This window comes from Shewanella sairae (assembly GCF_023283535.1).
Taxonomy (GTDB): Bacteria; Pseudomonadota; Gammaproteobacteria; order Enterobacterales; family Shewanellaceae; genus Shewanella; species Shewanella sairae.
In genome coordinates, this window is record NZ_JAKILT010000015.1 from 40,990 (window position 1) to 58,498 (window position 17,509).

Annotated in this window: 11 protein-coding genes; 4 read left to right on the forward strand and 7 right to left on the reverse strand. The window is 44.7% G+C overall.

The genetic code is table 11. From position 1 onward, the window contains the following. The first annotated feature begins 66 nt into the window (after nucleotides 1–66). The 3 genes from putA (at nucleotide 67) to L2748_RS08525 (ending at nucleotide 7,425) form a co-directional block, all read left to right on the forward strand. Complete coding sequence (gene putA / locus L2748_RS08515; protein ID WP_220779980.1) at nucleotides 67–3,261, forward strand: bifunctional proline dehydrogenase/L-glutamate gamma-semialdehyde dehydrogenase PutA; 3,195 nt, start codon at nucleotides 67–69, stop codon at nucleotides 3,259–3,261. 321 nt (nucleotides 3,262–3,582) lie between these two features. Then, complete coding sequence (locus L2748_RS08520; protein ID WP_220779979.1) at nucleotides 3,583–5,463, forward strand: methyl-accepting chemotaxis protein; 1,881 nt, start codon at nucleotides 3,583–3,585, stop codon at nucleotides 5,461–5,463. An 81-nt stretch (nucleotides 5,464–5,544) separates the two neighbouring features. Next, nucleotides 5,545–7,425: a methyl-accepting chemotaxis protein gene (locus L2748_RS08525; protein ID WP_220779977.1), complete on the forward strand. Its 1,881-nt coding sequence runs from the start codon at nucleotides 5,545–5,547 to the stop codon at nucleotides 7,423–7,425. A gap of 135 nt (nucleotides 7,426–7,560) precedes the next feature. On the opposite strand, the gene cydC is transcribed toward L2748_RS08525, so the two are convergent. From cydC to L2748_RS08545, 4 genes are all read right to left on the reverse strand, one after another. Then, nucleotides 7,561–9,300, reverse strand: coding sequence for a heme ABC transporter ATP-binding protein/permease CydC (gene cydC, locus L2748_RS08530; RefSeq protein ID WP_220779975.1), 1,740 nt, complete (start codon nucleotides 9,298–9,300; stop codon nucleotides 7,561–7,563). Beyond that, the gene (gene cydD / locus L2748_RS08535) at nucleotides 9,300–11,108 is read right to left on the reverse strand and encodes a heme ABC transporter permease/ATP-binding protein CydD (protein WP_220779973.1); all 1,809 of its coding nucleotides are present in this window, start codon (nucleotides 11,106–11,108) and stop codon (nucleotides 9,300–9,302) included. The genes cydC and cydD overlap by 1 nt, the downstream gene beginning before the upstream one ends. A 362-nt stretch (nucleotides 11,109–11,470) precedes the next feature. After that, nucleotides 11,471–11,809, reverse strand: a complete 339-nt coding sequence (locus tag L2748_RS08540; protein ID WP_220779971.1) for a DUF3622 domain-containing protein — start codon at nucleotides 11,807–11,809, stop codon at nucleotides 11,471–11,473. 200 nt (nucleotides 11,810–12,009) lie between these two features. Continuing rightward, nucleotides 12,010–12,210 (reverse strand): DUF3565 domain-containing protein, encoded by a 201-nt coding sequence (locus tag L2748_RS08545; protein WP_220779969.1) that lies wholly within the window; start codon nucleotides 12,208–12,210, stop codon nucleotides 12,010–12,012. 415 nt (nucleotides 12,211–12,625) lie between these two features. Between L2748_RS08545 and L2748_RS08550 the strand changes: the two genes are divergently transcribed. Next, complete coding sequence (locus tag L2748_RS08550; RefSeq protein WP_220779967.1) at nucleotides 12,626–14,203, forward strand: DEAD/DEAH box helicase; 1,578 nt, start codon at nucleotides 12,626–12,628, stop codon at nucleotides 14,201–14,203. 391 nt (nucleotides 14,204–14,594) lie between these two features. Here the strand turns inward: L2748_RS08550 and dbpA are convergent, their stop codons facing one another. From dbpA to L2748_RS08565, 3 genes are all read right to left on the reverse strand, one after another. Continuing rightward, entirely contained in the window at nucleotides 14,595–16,004 is a 1,410-nt protein-coding gene (gene dbpA / locus L2748_RS08555; protein ID WP_220779959.1) for an ATP-dependent RNA helicase DbpA, read from the reverse strand. Between the two features lie 369 nt (nucleotides 16,005–16,373). After that, a complete protein-coding gene (locus tag L2748_RS08560; protein ID WP_220779957.1) occupies nucleotides 16,374–17,084 on the reverse strand; it encodes a DUF3313 domain-containing protein in 711 nt (236 codons plus the stop codon). A 161-nt stretch (nucleotides 17,085–17,245) separates the two neighbouring features. Continuing rightward, the gene (locus L2748_RS08565) at nucleotides 17,246–17,455 is read right to left on the reverse strand and encodes a YheV family putative zinc ribbon protein (protein WP_220779956.1); all 210 of its coding nucleotides are present in this window, start codon (nucleotides 17,453–17,455) and stop codon (nucleotides 17,246–17,248) included. Between the last annotated feature and the right edge of the window lie 54 nt (nucleotides 17,456–17,509).

Below are 17,509 nucleotides of genomic sequence, written 5' to 3' on the forward strand. Positions count from 1 at the left end.
ATACAAAAGAAAAACAGTCAAGGTCTATCGACACAATTATTCAAGCAATTTGCCCATATGGCCTAGATGGAAGTGATTAATATGTTCAAAGCGAGTGAAGTACTTACTGGGCGTTATGACTCAGCCGATCTCAACGAACTGTTCCAAGCGATCAGCGATAACTATATTGTCGATGAAGAGCAATATTTATCAGACTTGATCAAGTTGGTTCCTTCAAGTAATGAAGAGCTCAACCGTGTGACTAACCGTGCACACGAGCTAGTGAATAAAGTCCGTCAATACGATAAAAAAGGCCTAATGGTCGGTGTTGACGCTTTCCTGCAGCAATATAGTTTAGAAACCAACGAAGGCATTATTTTAATGTGCCTTGCAGAGGCTTTATTACGTATTCCCGACTCAGATACTGCCGATGCGCTAATTGAAGATAAGCTGTCGGGCGCTAAGTGGGATGAACATATCAAAAAGAGTAACTCTCTTTTAGTGAATGCATCGACTTGGGGGCTCATGCTAACCGGTAAAGTGGTTAAGCTTGATCATGATATTGATGGCAAGCCAAGTAGTTTGCTTAACCGCTTGGTCAACAAGGTCGGTGAGCCAGTAGTAAGAAAGTCGATGTTGGCTGCCATGAAGATCATGGGGAAGCAGTTTGTACTTGGCCGCACCGTTAAAGAAGCGCTTAAAAACAGTGTCGATAAACGCAAAATGGGCTACACCCACAGTTACGACATGCTGGGTGAAGCTGCGCTAACTAAAAAAGATGCGCAGAAATACTTTGAAGATTACTCAAATGCTATCGCTTCTTTAGGTGCCCAAGATTACGACACCAGCAATGCGCCGCGCCCAACTATCTCTATCAAGCTATCAGCCCTGCACCCTCGCTATGAAGTAGCCAATGAAGATAGAACCTTAACTGAACTTTACGACACACTTATCTTACTTATTAAGCAAGCCCGTAGCCTAAATGTCGGTGTATCCATTGACGCTGAAGAGATGGATCGCCTTGAGCTGTCATTAAAGTTATTCCAAAAGCTATACAACTCAGATGCCGCCAAGGGTTGGGGTCTGTTAGGTATTGTGGTTCAGGCCTACTCTAAGCGCGCACTGCCGGTACTATGTTGGTTGACTCGCCTATCAAAAGATCAAGGTGATGAAATTCCACTGCGCTTAGTTAAAGGCGCGTACTGGGATAGCGAGTTAAAGTGGTCACAAGAAAATGGTGAAGCGGGTTATCCACTTTATACTCGCAAAGCGGGTACTGACGTGTCTTATCTTGCCTGTGCTCGATACTTACTCTCTGACGCTACAAAAGGTGCTATCTACCCGCAGTTTGCCAGCCACAATGCACAAACCATTGCCAGCATCACTGACATTGCAGGCGATCGAGATTATGAGTTCCAGCGCCTGCACGGCATGGGTGAAGAGCTCTATGACACACTACTCGCTGAAAGCGGCGTTAAAAAAGTCCGTATCTATGCCCCAGTTGGTGCTCATAAAGACTTACTGCCTTACTTGGTTAGACGTTTGCTTGAAAACGGTGCTAACACCTCATTTGTCCACAAGTTAGTCGATCTTAATACTCCAATTGAATCGTTAGTGGTTCACCCTTTAAGAACACTGAAAGATTACAAAACCTTAGCGAACACTAAAATCGTGTTACCAGAGGATATATTTGGTCCAGAGCGTAAAAACTCTAAAGGGATCAATATGAATATCCTTTCTGAATCGACACCATTTTTTGCCAAGCTAGACAAGTATAAAGATGTCACTTGGAATGCGGGTCCTTTGGTTAACGGTGTAACACTTAGCGGTGACACCAAGGAAGTTGTTAGCCCATTTGATACCCAACGCTTTGTTGGCAATATCACTTTTGCTGATGAACAAGCTGTTGAGTTGGCGTTTGCTAGCGCCGAAGCCGCTTTTCCGGCTTGGTGCAATACCCCGGTAGAAGTACGTGCTAATGCACTATTTAAACTGGCAGATTTGCTTGAAGAACACCGCGAAGAGCTGATTGCACTTTGTACCCGCGAAGCAGGTAAAAGTATTCAAGACGGCATAGATGAAGTTCGTGAGGCTGTCGATTTCTGTCGCTACTATGCGGTCAATGCCAAGAAGATGATGGAAAAGCCAACACTGCTACCTGGACCAACGGGAGAGCGTAATCAGCTATTCCTTGAAGGCCGTGGTATCTTTATTTGCATTAGCCCATGGAACTTCCCTCTAGCTATCTTCTTAGGTCAAGTGACTGCCGCGTTAGCAGTAGGTAACACTGTTATCGCTAAACCTGCAGAGCAAACATCAATCGTTGGTTACCGCGCTACACAGCTTGCCCATGAAGCAGGGATCCCGAAAGAAGCATTACAGTTCCTACCGGGCACTGGTGCTACAGTTGGCGCAGCAATTACCTCAGATGAACGTATTGCAGGCGTATGCTTTACCGGCTCTACCGCCACAGCAAAACAGATTAACCGCACACTTGCTATGCGTGAAGGGCCAATCATTCCGATTATCGCAGAAACCGGTGGTCAGAATGCAATGGTGGTGGACTCTACTTCACAACCAGAGCAAGTGGTGAATGATGTCGTGTCATCCTCATTTACCAGTGCAGGCCAGCGTTGTTCGGCGCTGCGAGTATTATTCTTACAAGAAGATATTGCCGATCGCGTACTTGATTTGATGAAAGGTGCTATGGATGAGCTAACCATTGGCGACCCGCACTTTGTCAAAACCGATGTTGGTCCAGTGATTGACGCTGCAGCCGCTGCAAACTTAAATGCCCATATTGAGCATATTAAGCAAGTGGGCAGCTTGATCAAGCAAGTCGAATTGCCTGCAGGTACTGAAAATGGCCATTATGTTGCGCCAACAGCAGTGGAAATTGACTCAATCAGAGTGTTAGAAAAAGAACATTTCGGGCCAATTCTGCACGTGATCCGTTATAAGTCTTCAGAGTTAGCCAGAGTGATTGAAGAGATCAACTCGACCAACTTTGGCTTAACCTTAGGTATTCACAGCCGCAACGAAGCTTACGCCTTAAAGCTAGCTGCGAAGATCCGTGCTGGTAACGTTTATATCAACCGTAACCAAATTGGTGCTGTGGTTGGTGTTCAGCCTTTTGGTGGCCAAGGTCTATCAGGTACAGGTCCTAAAGCCGGTGGTCCACACTATCTCACACGCTTTATTACTGAGAAGACCCACACCAATAACATTACCGCTATTGGTGGTAACGCGACCTTGTTATCTCTAGGTGATAGTGACGAATAGTCACTCGGCACTCACTTAGAGTTGACGCTGTAATAATAGAGCCGATAGCCCCGCTACCGGCTCTATTTTTTAAGCCACTTAAACCTGGCATCAACGACTTTCTAAATGAAAAAACAGTAGATTACACAGGTGTATTTATATTATATTTTTCTAATTTGTATATTATTTGAGACAACTCTCCCAATTAATATAATTTTAAGGTACTAAGTAAAAAACTTGCTCTATAATGCAGCGGTTTTTATACGCTCTATTAGCTTAACTGCCTTTTATTTACTGGCTTCGCAGGCTAGTAAGTCCTAATTTTTATCAGTGAAAAATAAAATGAACCTTACGATAAAGAATAAAATTCAACTTGCCGTTTTGATCATTATCCTTGTGATCAGCACTACATTAGCCAGTATCTCGACTCGTCAGCTAACACAAGACACTGAGGTAGCAATTGCCGAGCGTTTTCATTTACATGCTGAAGCGGTAAGCAAAAATATCTTTAGCTGGCTTGAAGATAAACGTCGCATCATTATGGCTAATGAAACTCGTATTAAACGCGGCTTAGATAGCGACAGAGAATTATTACTGACGCTAAATGGTGGCGGTTTTATTGATGTTTACGCCGGCTTTGATACTGGTGATATTATCTCTGGTGATAAAACTCAGCCGTGGCCGGAAGATTACGATCCACGCACTCGCCCTTGGTATAAGTTGGCGTATAACAGCAGTGAAATGATCGCCACACCGCCTTACATTGATATTACTGGTGCAGCGGTAGTAACCTTAGCCCAACGCTTTAATGGTGTAATGAATGGCGTGCTAGCAGCCGACCTTAGTATTAATTACATTACTGAACAGATTAAAAACCTAGAAATCGACAATCAAGGTTTTGCTTTTTTATTAGATGAAAACAATAAAATTCTAGCGTTTCGCGATAGCGATTACGCCCAAAAAGATGCTACTCGTTTAGCCAAAGCGCTAACTCCAGCTTATATCGACTCTTTGTTGACTAAAGGCAAGATAGCAACAATTGAATGGCAAGACGGTAAAGAAAAGCTATTAAGACTAACCAACTTACAAGGAACTAAGTGGACCTTAGGGGTTGTTGAGGATAAAACGCTTGCCTATGAAGCGATTGAAGAGCAAGTATTACAACTGCTTGCTGCCGTCGTTGTTTTAGCCCTGGTTATTTTGATTTTAGGCTCTTTCGTTGTTAGCCATATGTTTAAGCCTTTACAGCAGTTAACCGATGCGATTGAAACGCTGTCAAAAGGTGACGGCGACTTAACTCAGCGCTTTGCCGCTAAGAAACAAGATGAAATTGGCTTATTAGAAACCCATATGAATCGGTTTATTGAAAGCTTACAGTTAATGGTTAAAGCCATCTCTGCAGATACCGAGCAACTGATCAAGCAAATTAATGAGTCATCAGATATTGCAGCTAAAGCCAGTGAAGGCGTCAACGGGCAACACCAAGATGTCGACCAGATTGCCACTGCGATTCATGAAATGTCTGCAACCGCTAGCGAAGTGGCTAACCATGCAGAAATGACCGCATCAGCAGCGCAGGTATCTACTCAAGCCTGTATTGAAGGTAATGATGTTATCGTCAAAAGCAGTGACTCAATAGAGCTGTTATCTGTACAACTTGGCGACGCATCCTCAGTGGTTTCTGCGCTTGAACAAAATGCGACTGATATCAATCAGATCTTATCGACCATTCAGGCCATTGCCGAGCAGACTAACCTACTTGCACTAAACGCTGCCATTGAAGCCGCTAGAGCTGGCGAACAGGGCCGCGGGTTTGCCGTAGTTGCCGATGAAGTTCGTGTGTTAAGTCACCGCACTCAGGACTCTACTGAAGAGATCCGCTCGATGATCGCAGCCTTACAGCAAAACAGTCAGCAAGCCGTAGCGTCTATGGCATCGAGCACAGACATTGCCCATTCAAGTGTAGAGTTTGCTAACCAAGCTAAACTCAGCTTAGAACGCATCACTCATTCGATCACTGAAATCAGTGATATGGCAACCCAAATCGCCAGTGCAGCAGAAGAGCAGCGCGCGGTATCAGAAGATATTAGCCGTAATACTCAGGCTATTAATGATACCTCCAACGAACTATCTTGCCAGACCCAAGAAGTTAGCGATAACGCACAAATGATGCTTCGTACCTCAGGAGAGCTGAGCGATCGCGTCTCTCGCTTTAAAATTTAATCCACACAGCTAAAAGCCCCCTTTAGCTATTGGGGCTTTTAGTCGCTATGACTAGTTAATTCTTTTAATAAAAAGTACACAATGAACCTTACCATCAAGCAAAAAATCCAAATTGCCGTTTTACTTATTATATTAACCATAACCGCAACCCTCGCTTTTATCTCAACAACTCAACTGCAAAGCAACACTGACCAAGCCATTTCCGATCGTTTTAATCTACAAGCAGAATCTGTCAGTAATAATATTTTTAGTTGGCTAGAGAGTAAGAAAAATATCATCAATGCCAGTGAGGCTCGCATAAGCCAAGGTATTAGCGATGCCCTACAGTTAGAGCTTGGTATTCAGTCAGGCGGTTTTATTAACTTGTACATGGGCTTAGATACAGGCTTAGTCATTTCTGGTGATAAATCGGTTAACATTCCAGCCGACTTTGATGGTCGTACTCGCCCTTGGTATCAAGACGCCTTTAATAGCCATCAAATTATCACTACTTTGCCTTACGTGGATCTTTCAGGTGATGTGGTTGTTACCTTAGCGAAGCGCTTTAACAGCGACCCAAGTGGTGTACTAGCAGCCGACTTGAGCATTGCCTATATCACTAAACAGATCAGTGAACTTAATATTGATAATTCTGGATTTGCCTTCTTACTTGATGAAAATAATAAGATTCTCGCATTTCGTGATGATAACTACGCTCAGCAACATGCTAATCGCTTAGCCAAAGAGCTCACGCCTTCTAATATCTTATCTCTGCGCGATAGCGGTAAATTGACGACCTTAGAGTGGCAAGATGGTAACGACAAACTCGTACGCTTAACGCCCCTAAAAGGCACAAGCTGGACGCTCGGTTTAGTTGAAGACAAAACCTTAGCTTACCAAGCTATTCAGCAACAAGTAGTACAATCATTAATTGCGGTAGCCTTGCTTGCGTTCGTGATATTAATTATCGCGACTTTGATAGTAAATCATATGTTTAAACCTCTGCAGCAGCTAACCAATGCTATTGAGGCGTTATCTAATGGCAATGGTGATTTAACGCAGCGATTCCCGGCTAATAGAGCCGATGAAATCGGTCAGCTTGAACGCCATATGAACCAGTTTATTGCCAGTCTGCAGCAGATGATCAAAGCGATTTCTAATGACACTGAACAACTGATAAAACAGATCCATGATTCTGCGGATATTGCCGCTCAAGCCAGCAACGGAGTTAATGCTCAACACCAAGATGTCGATCAAATTGCCACCGCAATTCATGAAATGTCGGCGACAGCCAGTGAAGTGGCTAATCATGCTGAAATGACAGCGAATGCGGCTCAAGTGTCGGCGCAAGCTTGTATTGATGGTAATGAAGTGATCGGTAAAAATAGCCAATCTATTGGGCAGTTATCAGAGCAATTGGGTGATGCTTCACAAGTCGTGTCGGCCCTTGAAGCTAACGTTACTGAGATCAATAAAATCCTTTCAACTATTCAAGCCATTGCAGAGCAAACCAACTTGCTAGCTCTAAACGCTGCTATTGAGGCTGCTCGAGCAGGTGAGCAAGGCCGTGGCTTTGCCGTAGTTGCTGACGAAGTTCGAGTGTTGAGCCACCGTACTCAAGACTCTACTGAACAGATCAGAACCATGATCGCTACCTTGCAGCAAAATAGCCAACATGCAGTGACATCAATGGCATCAAGCACTGATATAGCATTAAACAGTGTTGAATTTGCCAACCAAGCGCAACAAAGTTTATTACGCATAACTGACTCTATTACTGAGATCACCGATATGGCGACACAGATTGCCAGTGCAGCAGAAGAGCAACGTGCAGTGTCTGATGACATTAGCCGCAATACTCAAGGCATTAGTGAGTCGTCACACTTGCTATCATCTCAGACCCAAGAGGTCAGCGATAACGCGGTAACTATGTTAAGCACCTCGAATGATCTAAACCAACGAGTGTCTCGCTTTACCATTTAGTGCTCACTAAGCTTAAGTTAGCAAAAAGCCCAGTTTGACTGGGCTTTTTGCTATTCAGTACTGACTAATCGAGGCTAATTTGATTAAGTATTACTCGCCATATCACTTAACCAAGAGCCCTTAGCCAACAGCGCGTTAGCTTAAACGCTTAAACAGGCTGGCATAGTAAGCATCACTCTCAAGTAACTCGGTATGAGTCCCGCTCGCGCGGATCGCACCTTGATCCATTAAGTGAATGCTGTCCATTTGATTCATTGCGGTAAGGCGGTGGCTGATCATCAACATGGTTTTGTCAGCTGCAAATTCAAATAATAAACGCAAGATGTCACGCTCTGTGCGCTTATCTAAGCCTTCTGTTGGCTCATCTAATAACAAGATAGGTGCATCGCGCAGTAAGGCTCTGGCAACACCTATACGGCGCTGCTCACCACCCGAAAGTTGACGCCCCCCCTCGCCTAACCAAGCATCGAGCGGCTTGTCGCCTTGCAACAAACTCTCCAGGCCAACTTTGTGTAGTACAGCAATCAACTTATCATCATCTTTACGGGTCGCGCCGTTAATCGCTAAGGCGAGGTTCTCGCGCAGTGTGCCGCTAAACAGGTAAATACGTTGACTCACAACCGACATCGACTGGCGTAGCTGTAACTCTGAGTATTGGCTAGCATCACAACCATCAATGCTGACTTGTCCCTTATTAGGTAACCACTCCCGGGTAAGTAACGACAACAAGCTCGACTTACCGCAACCAGTTTGCCCCAGTAACGCCACTTTTTGACCAGCTTTAACCTCAAGGTTTAGCCCTTTCAGCACGGTTTGCTGCTCATTGTAACCAAACTCGATATCAGTAAAACGGATAGCACCTTGGCTAACATCTGCACATTGCGCCGCAGCAAAAGTCACGCTCGGCGTTTGTTCGACTACCTCATTGAGTCTTGTAGCCGCAGAACTACATGCCGATAAATGCTGGAACGCCCCCGCTAACGGCATCATCATCTCAATTGTTGCCATGGTTAAAAATACTACCATGGCGAGTCTTGGGCCCGGCGGCACTGCAGTGCCAACGCCTGATGCCGCTAAATACAACATCATTAGCACAGCAAAAGCGTGGCACAAGATTAAACAGGCTTGGCTTAACGCTGTGACACGGTTCATCGCATTTTGGCTATTCAGCATCTGAAGCTGCGCTTGCTCTAAACGCGAACGGTAAGCTTGTTGTGCACCAAACAAAGTCAGCTCAGCTTGCCCTTGAATATATTCAAGTAACTGCACCCGCAATACGCGTTTAGTCTCAAGTTGTGCAATACCTGGCTTGCGCCCTAAAAAGTAAAACGTCGTTGGCAGTAATAACCACACCGCCAGTAATACACTGCACAATGTACGCGCAAGCTCAGGGTCAAAGTGACCAACAAAGAAGTACAGCGCTAACATCATCAATAGAGATGCCGCTAACGGGGTGATTAAGCGCAAATAAAGATGATCTAACGTATCAATATCAGCAACCAAACGGTTGAGTAGATCACCTTGACGCACGCCTTGCAGATTCTTAGCACTTAATGGCAGTAACTTGTTCCACACCCAGCAGCGCAGATCGGTTAACAAACTGAAAGTCGCTTCATGGGTCGCTAGACGTTCACCATAGCGACTTGCGGTGCGCACTATTGATAAAAAGCGCACCCCACCAGCGGGCGTAAAATAATTGAACATTTGCGCCGACAGCACAGTTAAACCCGCCACTGCTGTTGCCGATAGAAACCAACCCGATAGCGACAGCAAACCGATACCGGCCATCAAGGTGGTTACACTTAAAAACAAACCGATAAACATCATAAAAGCTTGGCTTTTAAAGCGCTTTATATAGGGAAATAGTGCTCGCATTACTTGTCTCCCTCTGGCTGGTTATTTGCTTGCTCTACAGGCTCTAGGTCAAACTCACTAACGCTACTGGCTTCATCAAGCATCTGCTTAAATGTGCCCTCTTGTGCGATGAGTTGCTGATAGCAACCTTGTTGCACTAACGCGCCTTTATCTATCACTAAAATGTTATCCATGGCGCTTAAATTTTCGAGTCTATGGGTCACCATAATGCAGCTATGCCCTTGCATAGCGGCGGTTAATGTTGCTTGTACCGCTTGCTCGCTTAAGCTGTCTAAACTGGCGGTCGGTTCATCGAGAATAAATAACGAAGCTTGCTGCGCAAGTGCTCTTGCCAATGCAATTCGCTGCGCTTGTCCTACCGACAAGCCCGCTGTTTGCTCTTGGATGGCGTGGGATAGCCCTAAGGGTTGCTGCTCAACAAAATCTAAAATCTGCGCTTTTTCAAGCAAAGACAAAATCTCGTTATCCGACAAGTTGCGCCCCATGGCAATATTGTCACGTAAAGTGCCATGAAACAGCTGCGGCTCTTGGCCTAACCAAGCCAGTTGTTTACGCCAATCGGCTAGCGACAGCTCTTTAAGCTCGGTACCGGCAATGCTTAACTCACCTTTGTAAGGTAAAAATCCCAATAAAGCATTTAACAAACTGGTTTTGCCTGCACCGCTTGGGCCAACTATCGCCACATGCTCATTGGCGCTAATTTTAAAGCTCACCGGTCCAAGCAATAAGCTGCCATCTAAGCTATAAACCGATAAATCTTTCGCGGTAATATCGATGTCGCCAGTCAATTTTTTATCACCACCAAACTGTTCTGTCGGGTGGTCAAGCAATGCCATTAGCTCCTCTGCCGCACCAATCGCTTGTGCTTTAGCATGATAGTGGGTGCCCATATCGCGCAGTGGCTGATAAAACTCTGGCGCTAAGATCAACACAAACAAACCGGTAAACAGGCTGATTGGCGTGCCGTAATGGCCAAAGTCGAGGTGATGTAAATAACTAAAGCCGAAGTAAACCGCCATCACCGCAATCGATACCGCAGCAAAGAACTCCAGCACGGCTGAGCTTAAAAATGCCATGCGCAGGACAGCCATGGTGCGCTCACGAAACTCTTCTGATGCTTTGCGGATAACCTTGGCTTCTTTCTCGCCTTGGTTAAACAGCTTTAGCGTCGATAAGCCTTTCAACCTATCCATAAAGTGGCCACTTAAACGGGCTAACGCACTAAAGTTTTTACGGTTAGCATCAGCAGCGCCCATGCCCACCAGAATCATAAACATCGGGATAAGCGGTGCGGTAGCGAATAAAATTAGACCTGCGGCCCAGTTAATCGGAAAAACAGCAACTAAGATAATCAGTGGAATAAAACCGGCTAACACAACTTGTGGTAAGTAACGTGCGTAGAAATCTTGTAGATCTTCAACTTGCTCAAGCACAATACTGGCCCAGCTCCCAGCGGGTTTACCTTTAATAAACGCAGGTCCAAGTAGCGCGAGCTTATCGAGTACTGCGGCGCGCATCTCAACCCTGAGTTTTGCTCCAGCATGAAAACTAGCGCGTTCTCGGGCAAACGCGAGTATGCCGCGGACCACAGTTAATCCAAGTAGCGCCCAAAAGTGATCGATAAAATCACTCTTAGGTAGCTCATCGATAATAATGCCTTGCAGTACAGTGGCGATAAGCCATGCCTGACACATCAGACTTAGCCCGGTTAATACACCGAAAAAAACCGACAGATTTAAATAAAAGCCACAGGCTTTCTTTTGCAGCTTTAGCCATTTAGTAAGTTTTTTTTCTACTGTTTTATCCATGTTATTCCAGACTAACGACAACAAGAGGGGAGTTGGATGCAGCGCATCTAACTTAGGCAAAAAACATATTTTAAAGACTTTATCGACTGACGTAAGTTCAATCTCTTTAGCTTACGTAAGGCGAATAAAACGCGAATACAAATCAATATTACCTCAGTATCGCAGGCATTAATCGCAGAATAAAACATCAATGCTGTAAATGTTATCGGACTCACAAAAATTGAGCTAGATCAATAAATCACAGCCTACTAAACAAACAGCATAGTAAATCGTAGATATAAAAAAACCGCAATAAGCTAGGCTTACTGCGGTTTATCAATTTATTTAGCTATCGCTTAAACAAATTTGCTTGCTAAGCAAGATTAACCTTCTGAGTCTGACTCATAATCTAGGTTATCTTCATCATAATCTGATTTGCTTGGACGTGCATTACGCCACGCATCAGCAGCAAGTTCTTTAGCGTCAGCCGCTTCGTTACGCTCTTCACGTGCCTTAGCTTTGCGCTCGTTACGCTTGATTAAGTTTTCTAAGAATGATTTAAGCTCAGTCTCGCCCCAAGCTTGTGCTTCTGCTTCAGTCGCAAAACCTTTCTTAGATTTAGAAACAACAATCTTTCTTGCTGTTTGACGACGAGTGATTTGGCCAGTCCAAGTTGCGCCATCGGCAACTACGCGAAAATCATACTTCTTAGTTTGTGTCATGTTACTTTTTATCCTAACAATAATGCTAATACTTGAACCAAACAGCCAGCCTGTTTACAGCGCCTATATAATAGTAAAGGCATCTACCAACAATTTGGTGGTTCAATCAATACGCAAGACCAACACCCTAAGCATCACTCTCACGTTCATAATTCTGTTTCTAAATTGCCCTGTAATGATTAGCTAAATCACTACGCAATTTATTCCACTGCCGATCCAGCTCCACACAGCTTACAATTGAGATAATAACCAAGCATGGCATCTCTACCTTGCTGGCTGGTCACCCAATCTCGCCGCTCCCATGGAGGGCGATGACGAACATGTTGCGTATGACCGCAAGACAAATTGGCAACCCAATGATCTTCATCATCCTGATGATAACTAATGATAGGTCGCTGCATGACAAGTCGCCGAAATAGGTATCGTAAATACCTAAGTTTTGCTGGTGAAAATCGGTAGATGAACTTTCAGGGGCGCGAGATTAACACATGCAGCGCCGATACAACATCTTTTAATCGACTAAAAATCACACAATCGATAATTTTTTACCAAATTAGTCAATTTATCTCGGTAACGATTATCAATTCAATGTGGATTCAGGAGCGAAAACCTATCTCCCCCCCAATTAACTGCCATACTCAATAGAAAGCCGATAATAGCGCCGCACAAACCGATTATTTAGCAACTGATTGTTTAATAATTAGCGCTTTTTAAGCAGATCCTGTAAGCTGCACGACCGCCAGCATCTGCAGGCCCCCTAAAACCGCTGCCAGTCGCACTTTTACGCCTATTTCGCAGCCGAAATGAGACCTATCTATGAGTTTTGCCTCACTGGGCTTATCTGCCCAAATTTTGAAAGCCGTTGCCAACAAAGGTTATGACACTCCTTCACCTATTCAGGCACAAGCAATTCCAGCCGTGTTGGAAGGTAAAGATGTAATGGCGGCAGCGCAAACGGGCACAGGTAAAACAGCGGGTTTTACACTGCCCTTGCTAGAGCTACTTTCAAAAGGCAATAAGGCGCAAGCAAAACAAGTACGCGCATTAGTATTAACCCCAACCCGTGAACTTGCGGCGCAGGTAGGCGAAAGCGTTGAAACTTACGGTAAGAACTTACCGCTAAAATCAGCAGTGGTATTTGGTGGTGTGGGTATTGGGCCACAAATCACTAAACTTAATCGTGGTGTTGATATCTTAGTGGCGACACCAGGTCGTCTATTGGATTTATACAATCAACGTGCTTTAAGCTTTAGTCAGCTTGAAGTATTGGTGCTTGATGAAGCTGACCGCATGTTAGACATGGGCTTTATTCACGACATCAAAAAGGTTTTGGCCGTATTGCCAGCCAAGCGTCAGAACCTAATGTTCTCAGCCACTTTCTCTGACGAGATCCGTCAGTTAGCAAAAGGCCTAGTGAACAACCCAGTTGAAATTTCAGTCACGCCGCGTAATGCGACAGCAAATACTGTACAACAGTGGATCTGCCCTGTTGATAAAGGCCAAAAAGCCGCAGTGTTAGTCAAACTGATTAAACAAAATAACTGGCAACAGGTATTGGTATTTAGCCGCACTAAGCACGGTGCTAACCGTCTGGCTAAAAGCCTAGAAGCGAAAGATATTACCGCTGCAGCTATTCACGGTAACAAGAGCCAAGGCGCAAGAACTAAAGCGTTGGCAGACTTTAAGAGCGGTGCTATTCGTGTACTTGTAGCCACTGATATTGCCGCACGCGGCCTTGATATTGACCAGCTGCCACAGGTGGTTAACTTTGACTTACCAAACGTGCCGGAAGATTACGTACATCGTATTGGCCGAACAGGTCGCGCAGGTGCATCGGGTCATGCGGTATCACTTGTTGGTGACGAAGAGATCAAATTGCTACGTGATATCGAGCTATTGATTAAACAAAACTTAGAGCGTCGCGTAATCGAAGGTTTTGAGCCAACTTATCACCTGCCAGAAACAGACTTAACCGGTAAGTCTCACGGCCAAAATAGAGGCCCACGTAACGGTGGTAATCAAGGTCGTGGTAATGGCCGTTCACGCAGCCCTAACAAAGGTGCCAACTCAGGCGGTGCGAGTAATAAGTCAGCTAACCCTCGTCGCCAAGGTGATAACCAAGGCAACAGCCAAAATGGTGCTGCAAAAACTGAGCATAGAGATGGTCAACGCAGCGGTAAAATGGCTCGCGGCCACCAGCCAAGTGCCGATGCACAACCAAGCAAGCCTAGACGTCAACGCAGACCAAATGCGGCGAATAATGCAGCTGGTAACAATGCTTCTGGTAACAATTCGCAAGCGCACAAAGCTAAGCCTGCCGGTCAGCGCCGCCCTAACCCAAATAGAGCGAGCAATGGCAACCGAGCTGCCAACAAGCCAAGTAATAATAGCTAAACTTTGAGTATTATTTAGATATCAAGGTCGCAAAAGACCTTGATATCTGTATTCGTAGCTTAAGAGCCTTGGCATAAGTGTTCCAGACACAACTACCAAGACTAACCATTCATGACTCTTGATATAAGAGCCTTGGCATAAATGCTCCAGACACAACTACCAAGACTAACCATTCATGACTCTTGATATAAGAGCCTTGGCATAAATGCTCCAGACACAAATACCAAGACTAACCATCCATAACTCTTGATATAAGAGCCTTGGCATAAATGCTCCGGGCACAAATACCAAGGCTAACCATCCATGGGCCTTGGCATAAGTGTTCCAGACACAAAAAAGCAGCGCTTTGGCGCTGCTTTTTTTATGGGGGATGTGTCAACCTAATAAGGGCTTAACGCAATTCCCAGGCGCGGTATGAACGGCCTTTTAGTTTGCCGTTAACTATCTTATGCAAAGCTTTCTTAGCAACTTTACGGTTAACCGCCACATAAGCACGCATATCAGTAATTTTAATCTTACCGACTTCGCTGCCTTGAATGCCATCTTCACCAGTCAGTGCACCTAAGATATCACCAGGACGTAACTTCTGCTTTTTACCACCATCAATTTGCAAAGTGGTCATGACTGGCTGTACTGGGAACGTATCTAATAAATGCTCAGATGGCAGCGCTTCATTGACGATGTCACGCTCTAGGTAATCTTCAAGCAATGCAATCTTGTAGCCATCTTCGTCATTATAGAAGGTATGCGCCGAACCTTTACTGCCCGCGCGGCCTGTACGACCGATACGGTGGATATGCACTTCAGTGTCGTAAGCCACATGATAGTTAATCACAGCATCAAGTGCATCGATATCAAGACCACGAGCAGCAACGTCAGTCGCTACCATGATAGACACACTCTTGTTAGCAAACTGCAGTAGGGTTTGATCACGATCGCGCTGCTCAAGATCACCATGCAGTGCAACCACACTAAAACCATCGTTCTTAAGCTGCGCAGCCACATCTTTGGTTTCGCGCTTGGTATTACAGAACACTACCGCACTTTCTGGGCGGTATTGCAGTAATAATAGTTTTAGCGCACGCATACGATCGTTGTTGTTACCCACTTCATAGAAGTGCTGGTCAATCGTGCTCGTTGCATGTGTAGACGCGACTTTCACCATTACAGGTTTAAACATGATCTTGTCGGCAATAGACTGGATCTGCTCAGGGAAAGTAGCACTAAATAGCAGTGTTTGACGCTCGATTGGCATACGCTCCATGATGCCTTCAAGTTCAACCTGAAAGCCCATTTCTAACATGCGGTCAGCTTCATCAAGCACTAAGGTATGTACGTTTTCTAGATCTAAACGGCCGCGATCTAAGTGATCGATAATACGACCCGGTGTACCAACAATAATATGTGCGCCGTGTTCTAATGAACCAATTTGTGGTCCCATTGGCACACCACCACAAAGTGTTAGTACTTTAATATTGTGAATACCGCGCGCTAGAGTACGGATCTCTTTAGCCACTTGGTCCGCAAGTTCGCGTGTTGGACACAGTACTAAAGATTGAATACGGAAACGCTTTACGTCTAATTTGTGCAATAAGCCTAAACCAAACGCAGCTGTCTTACCTGACCCTGTCTTACCTTGACCAATAACGTCTTCGCCGTTAAGGATCGCTGGCAAGCTTTGCGCTTGAATAGGTGTCATCGAGTCATAACCCATCGTCTTTAGGTTATCTAGCAGCTCAGGCTTCAAGTTAAGGCTTGAGAACGGCGCTTGGTCATCGGTATTTGGGACTGTTTGAGTCAAAGTATCTTTCCTAAGTATGCACTGCTGGTTAGGGCGGTTTTCCCCTGGAGGACTCGATACCTTAATCAAGGCGCTCAAATCATGCTTTGCAGTGATCAAATCATGGTGACAAGGCTCCAAATCAGCTGGAGCAAAAGTTGTCGTTTTCTATCGGTATAAATTATAGCGCTATTGTAGCAGTAATTCTTTTAGTTGCAGCATGCTCAATAAAGGATAACGAAGAAATATCATCTATCATTGTCTTTAAAGGTCTATCTATGCACATCACCAACAAAAAAGCTGGCGTTATATGCCAGCTTAATATTAGTCGTATTGGTAATCGCTGCACTATAAAATCGAATTGATATGCGAGCGATAAAATTACTGAGCTTAAATATTCTCACCACGCAATGTGGCGCCTAAGCGCTCGACCCACCAATCGACGGCATCTTTAGCGTCATCAGTTGAATCAATCATAGTGCTGAAATCTTTGCTACCAGCCTTTCTATCTATGACCGCCACAATCGGCTTTCCGGTTTGTGCATCACTTAACATCAATTCAATCGTGGCACTGCCGACATTGGTATGCTCGCCTGTGACCACTTTTGAAATACTAGAGATGCCAAGCCCAAAGGGTAAAATACTGCTGGTGACCGCTAAAATCGGGTTGGGGGTTTCGATATTGGTTAAGGCAACACTGACTCTGAGTGTTTTAGCCTTATCGTCATTGGCGGTAGCCTGCTCTAAATCCGCCTGAGTAATAACCTTAAAGCGTTGACTGGCTTTTTGCTTAATCTGACTGATTAAGTAACGCGACACCTCAACAATGTCTTTATCATCTAAGTTGTCGTAACGGGTTTTATCATCCAGCACTAACCAAGCTTGATCAACAATCACATTGTCATATTGATTCAAAATGTGGTTCAGATCGTTAACGCTACCAATTTTAGGCTGCGCCCAAATCAGATCGCTACCACCTTCAGGTCCGGGACGAAAGTCATCAAATGAGCTAAACATCTGCGAATTTCTATAATCCTGTACCGCCCCACAGCCGGTTAATAATAGAGACAAACCTAATAAAAAGAGTCGTGTTACCGTCATTATCGTTACTCACTTAGCAGCCACGTTAACAAAGGTGCTAACGCTAAACGCGCAAAGTTTACACGACACATAAACCAAAAGACAGCGAAATACACAGCTGTGTACAACAAAGCTTAACTCGTCGCTTAATTGCAATGGCCGATTAATCGACGAGTTAATCGTTAATCGGGATTAAATACCCCAATCACAGCACCAGTGGCTTTTTTGGCGACTTTCTCTTCAGTTTGTTGTTCACGATAATCACAGTCGACACACTCTACGGTTTCGATGCCATTTTCTTTAAACAATACGATTGACTCTTTTGATTGGCACTTAGGACATTTAGCGCCGGCTACAAAACGTTTTTTCACTTTTTTAGTTGTTATTGTCATGATTTAAATTCCTATCCATCTATATCGCTATTTTGCCACAAAAGTCGCATCAAG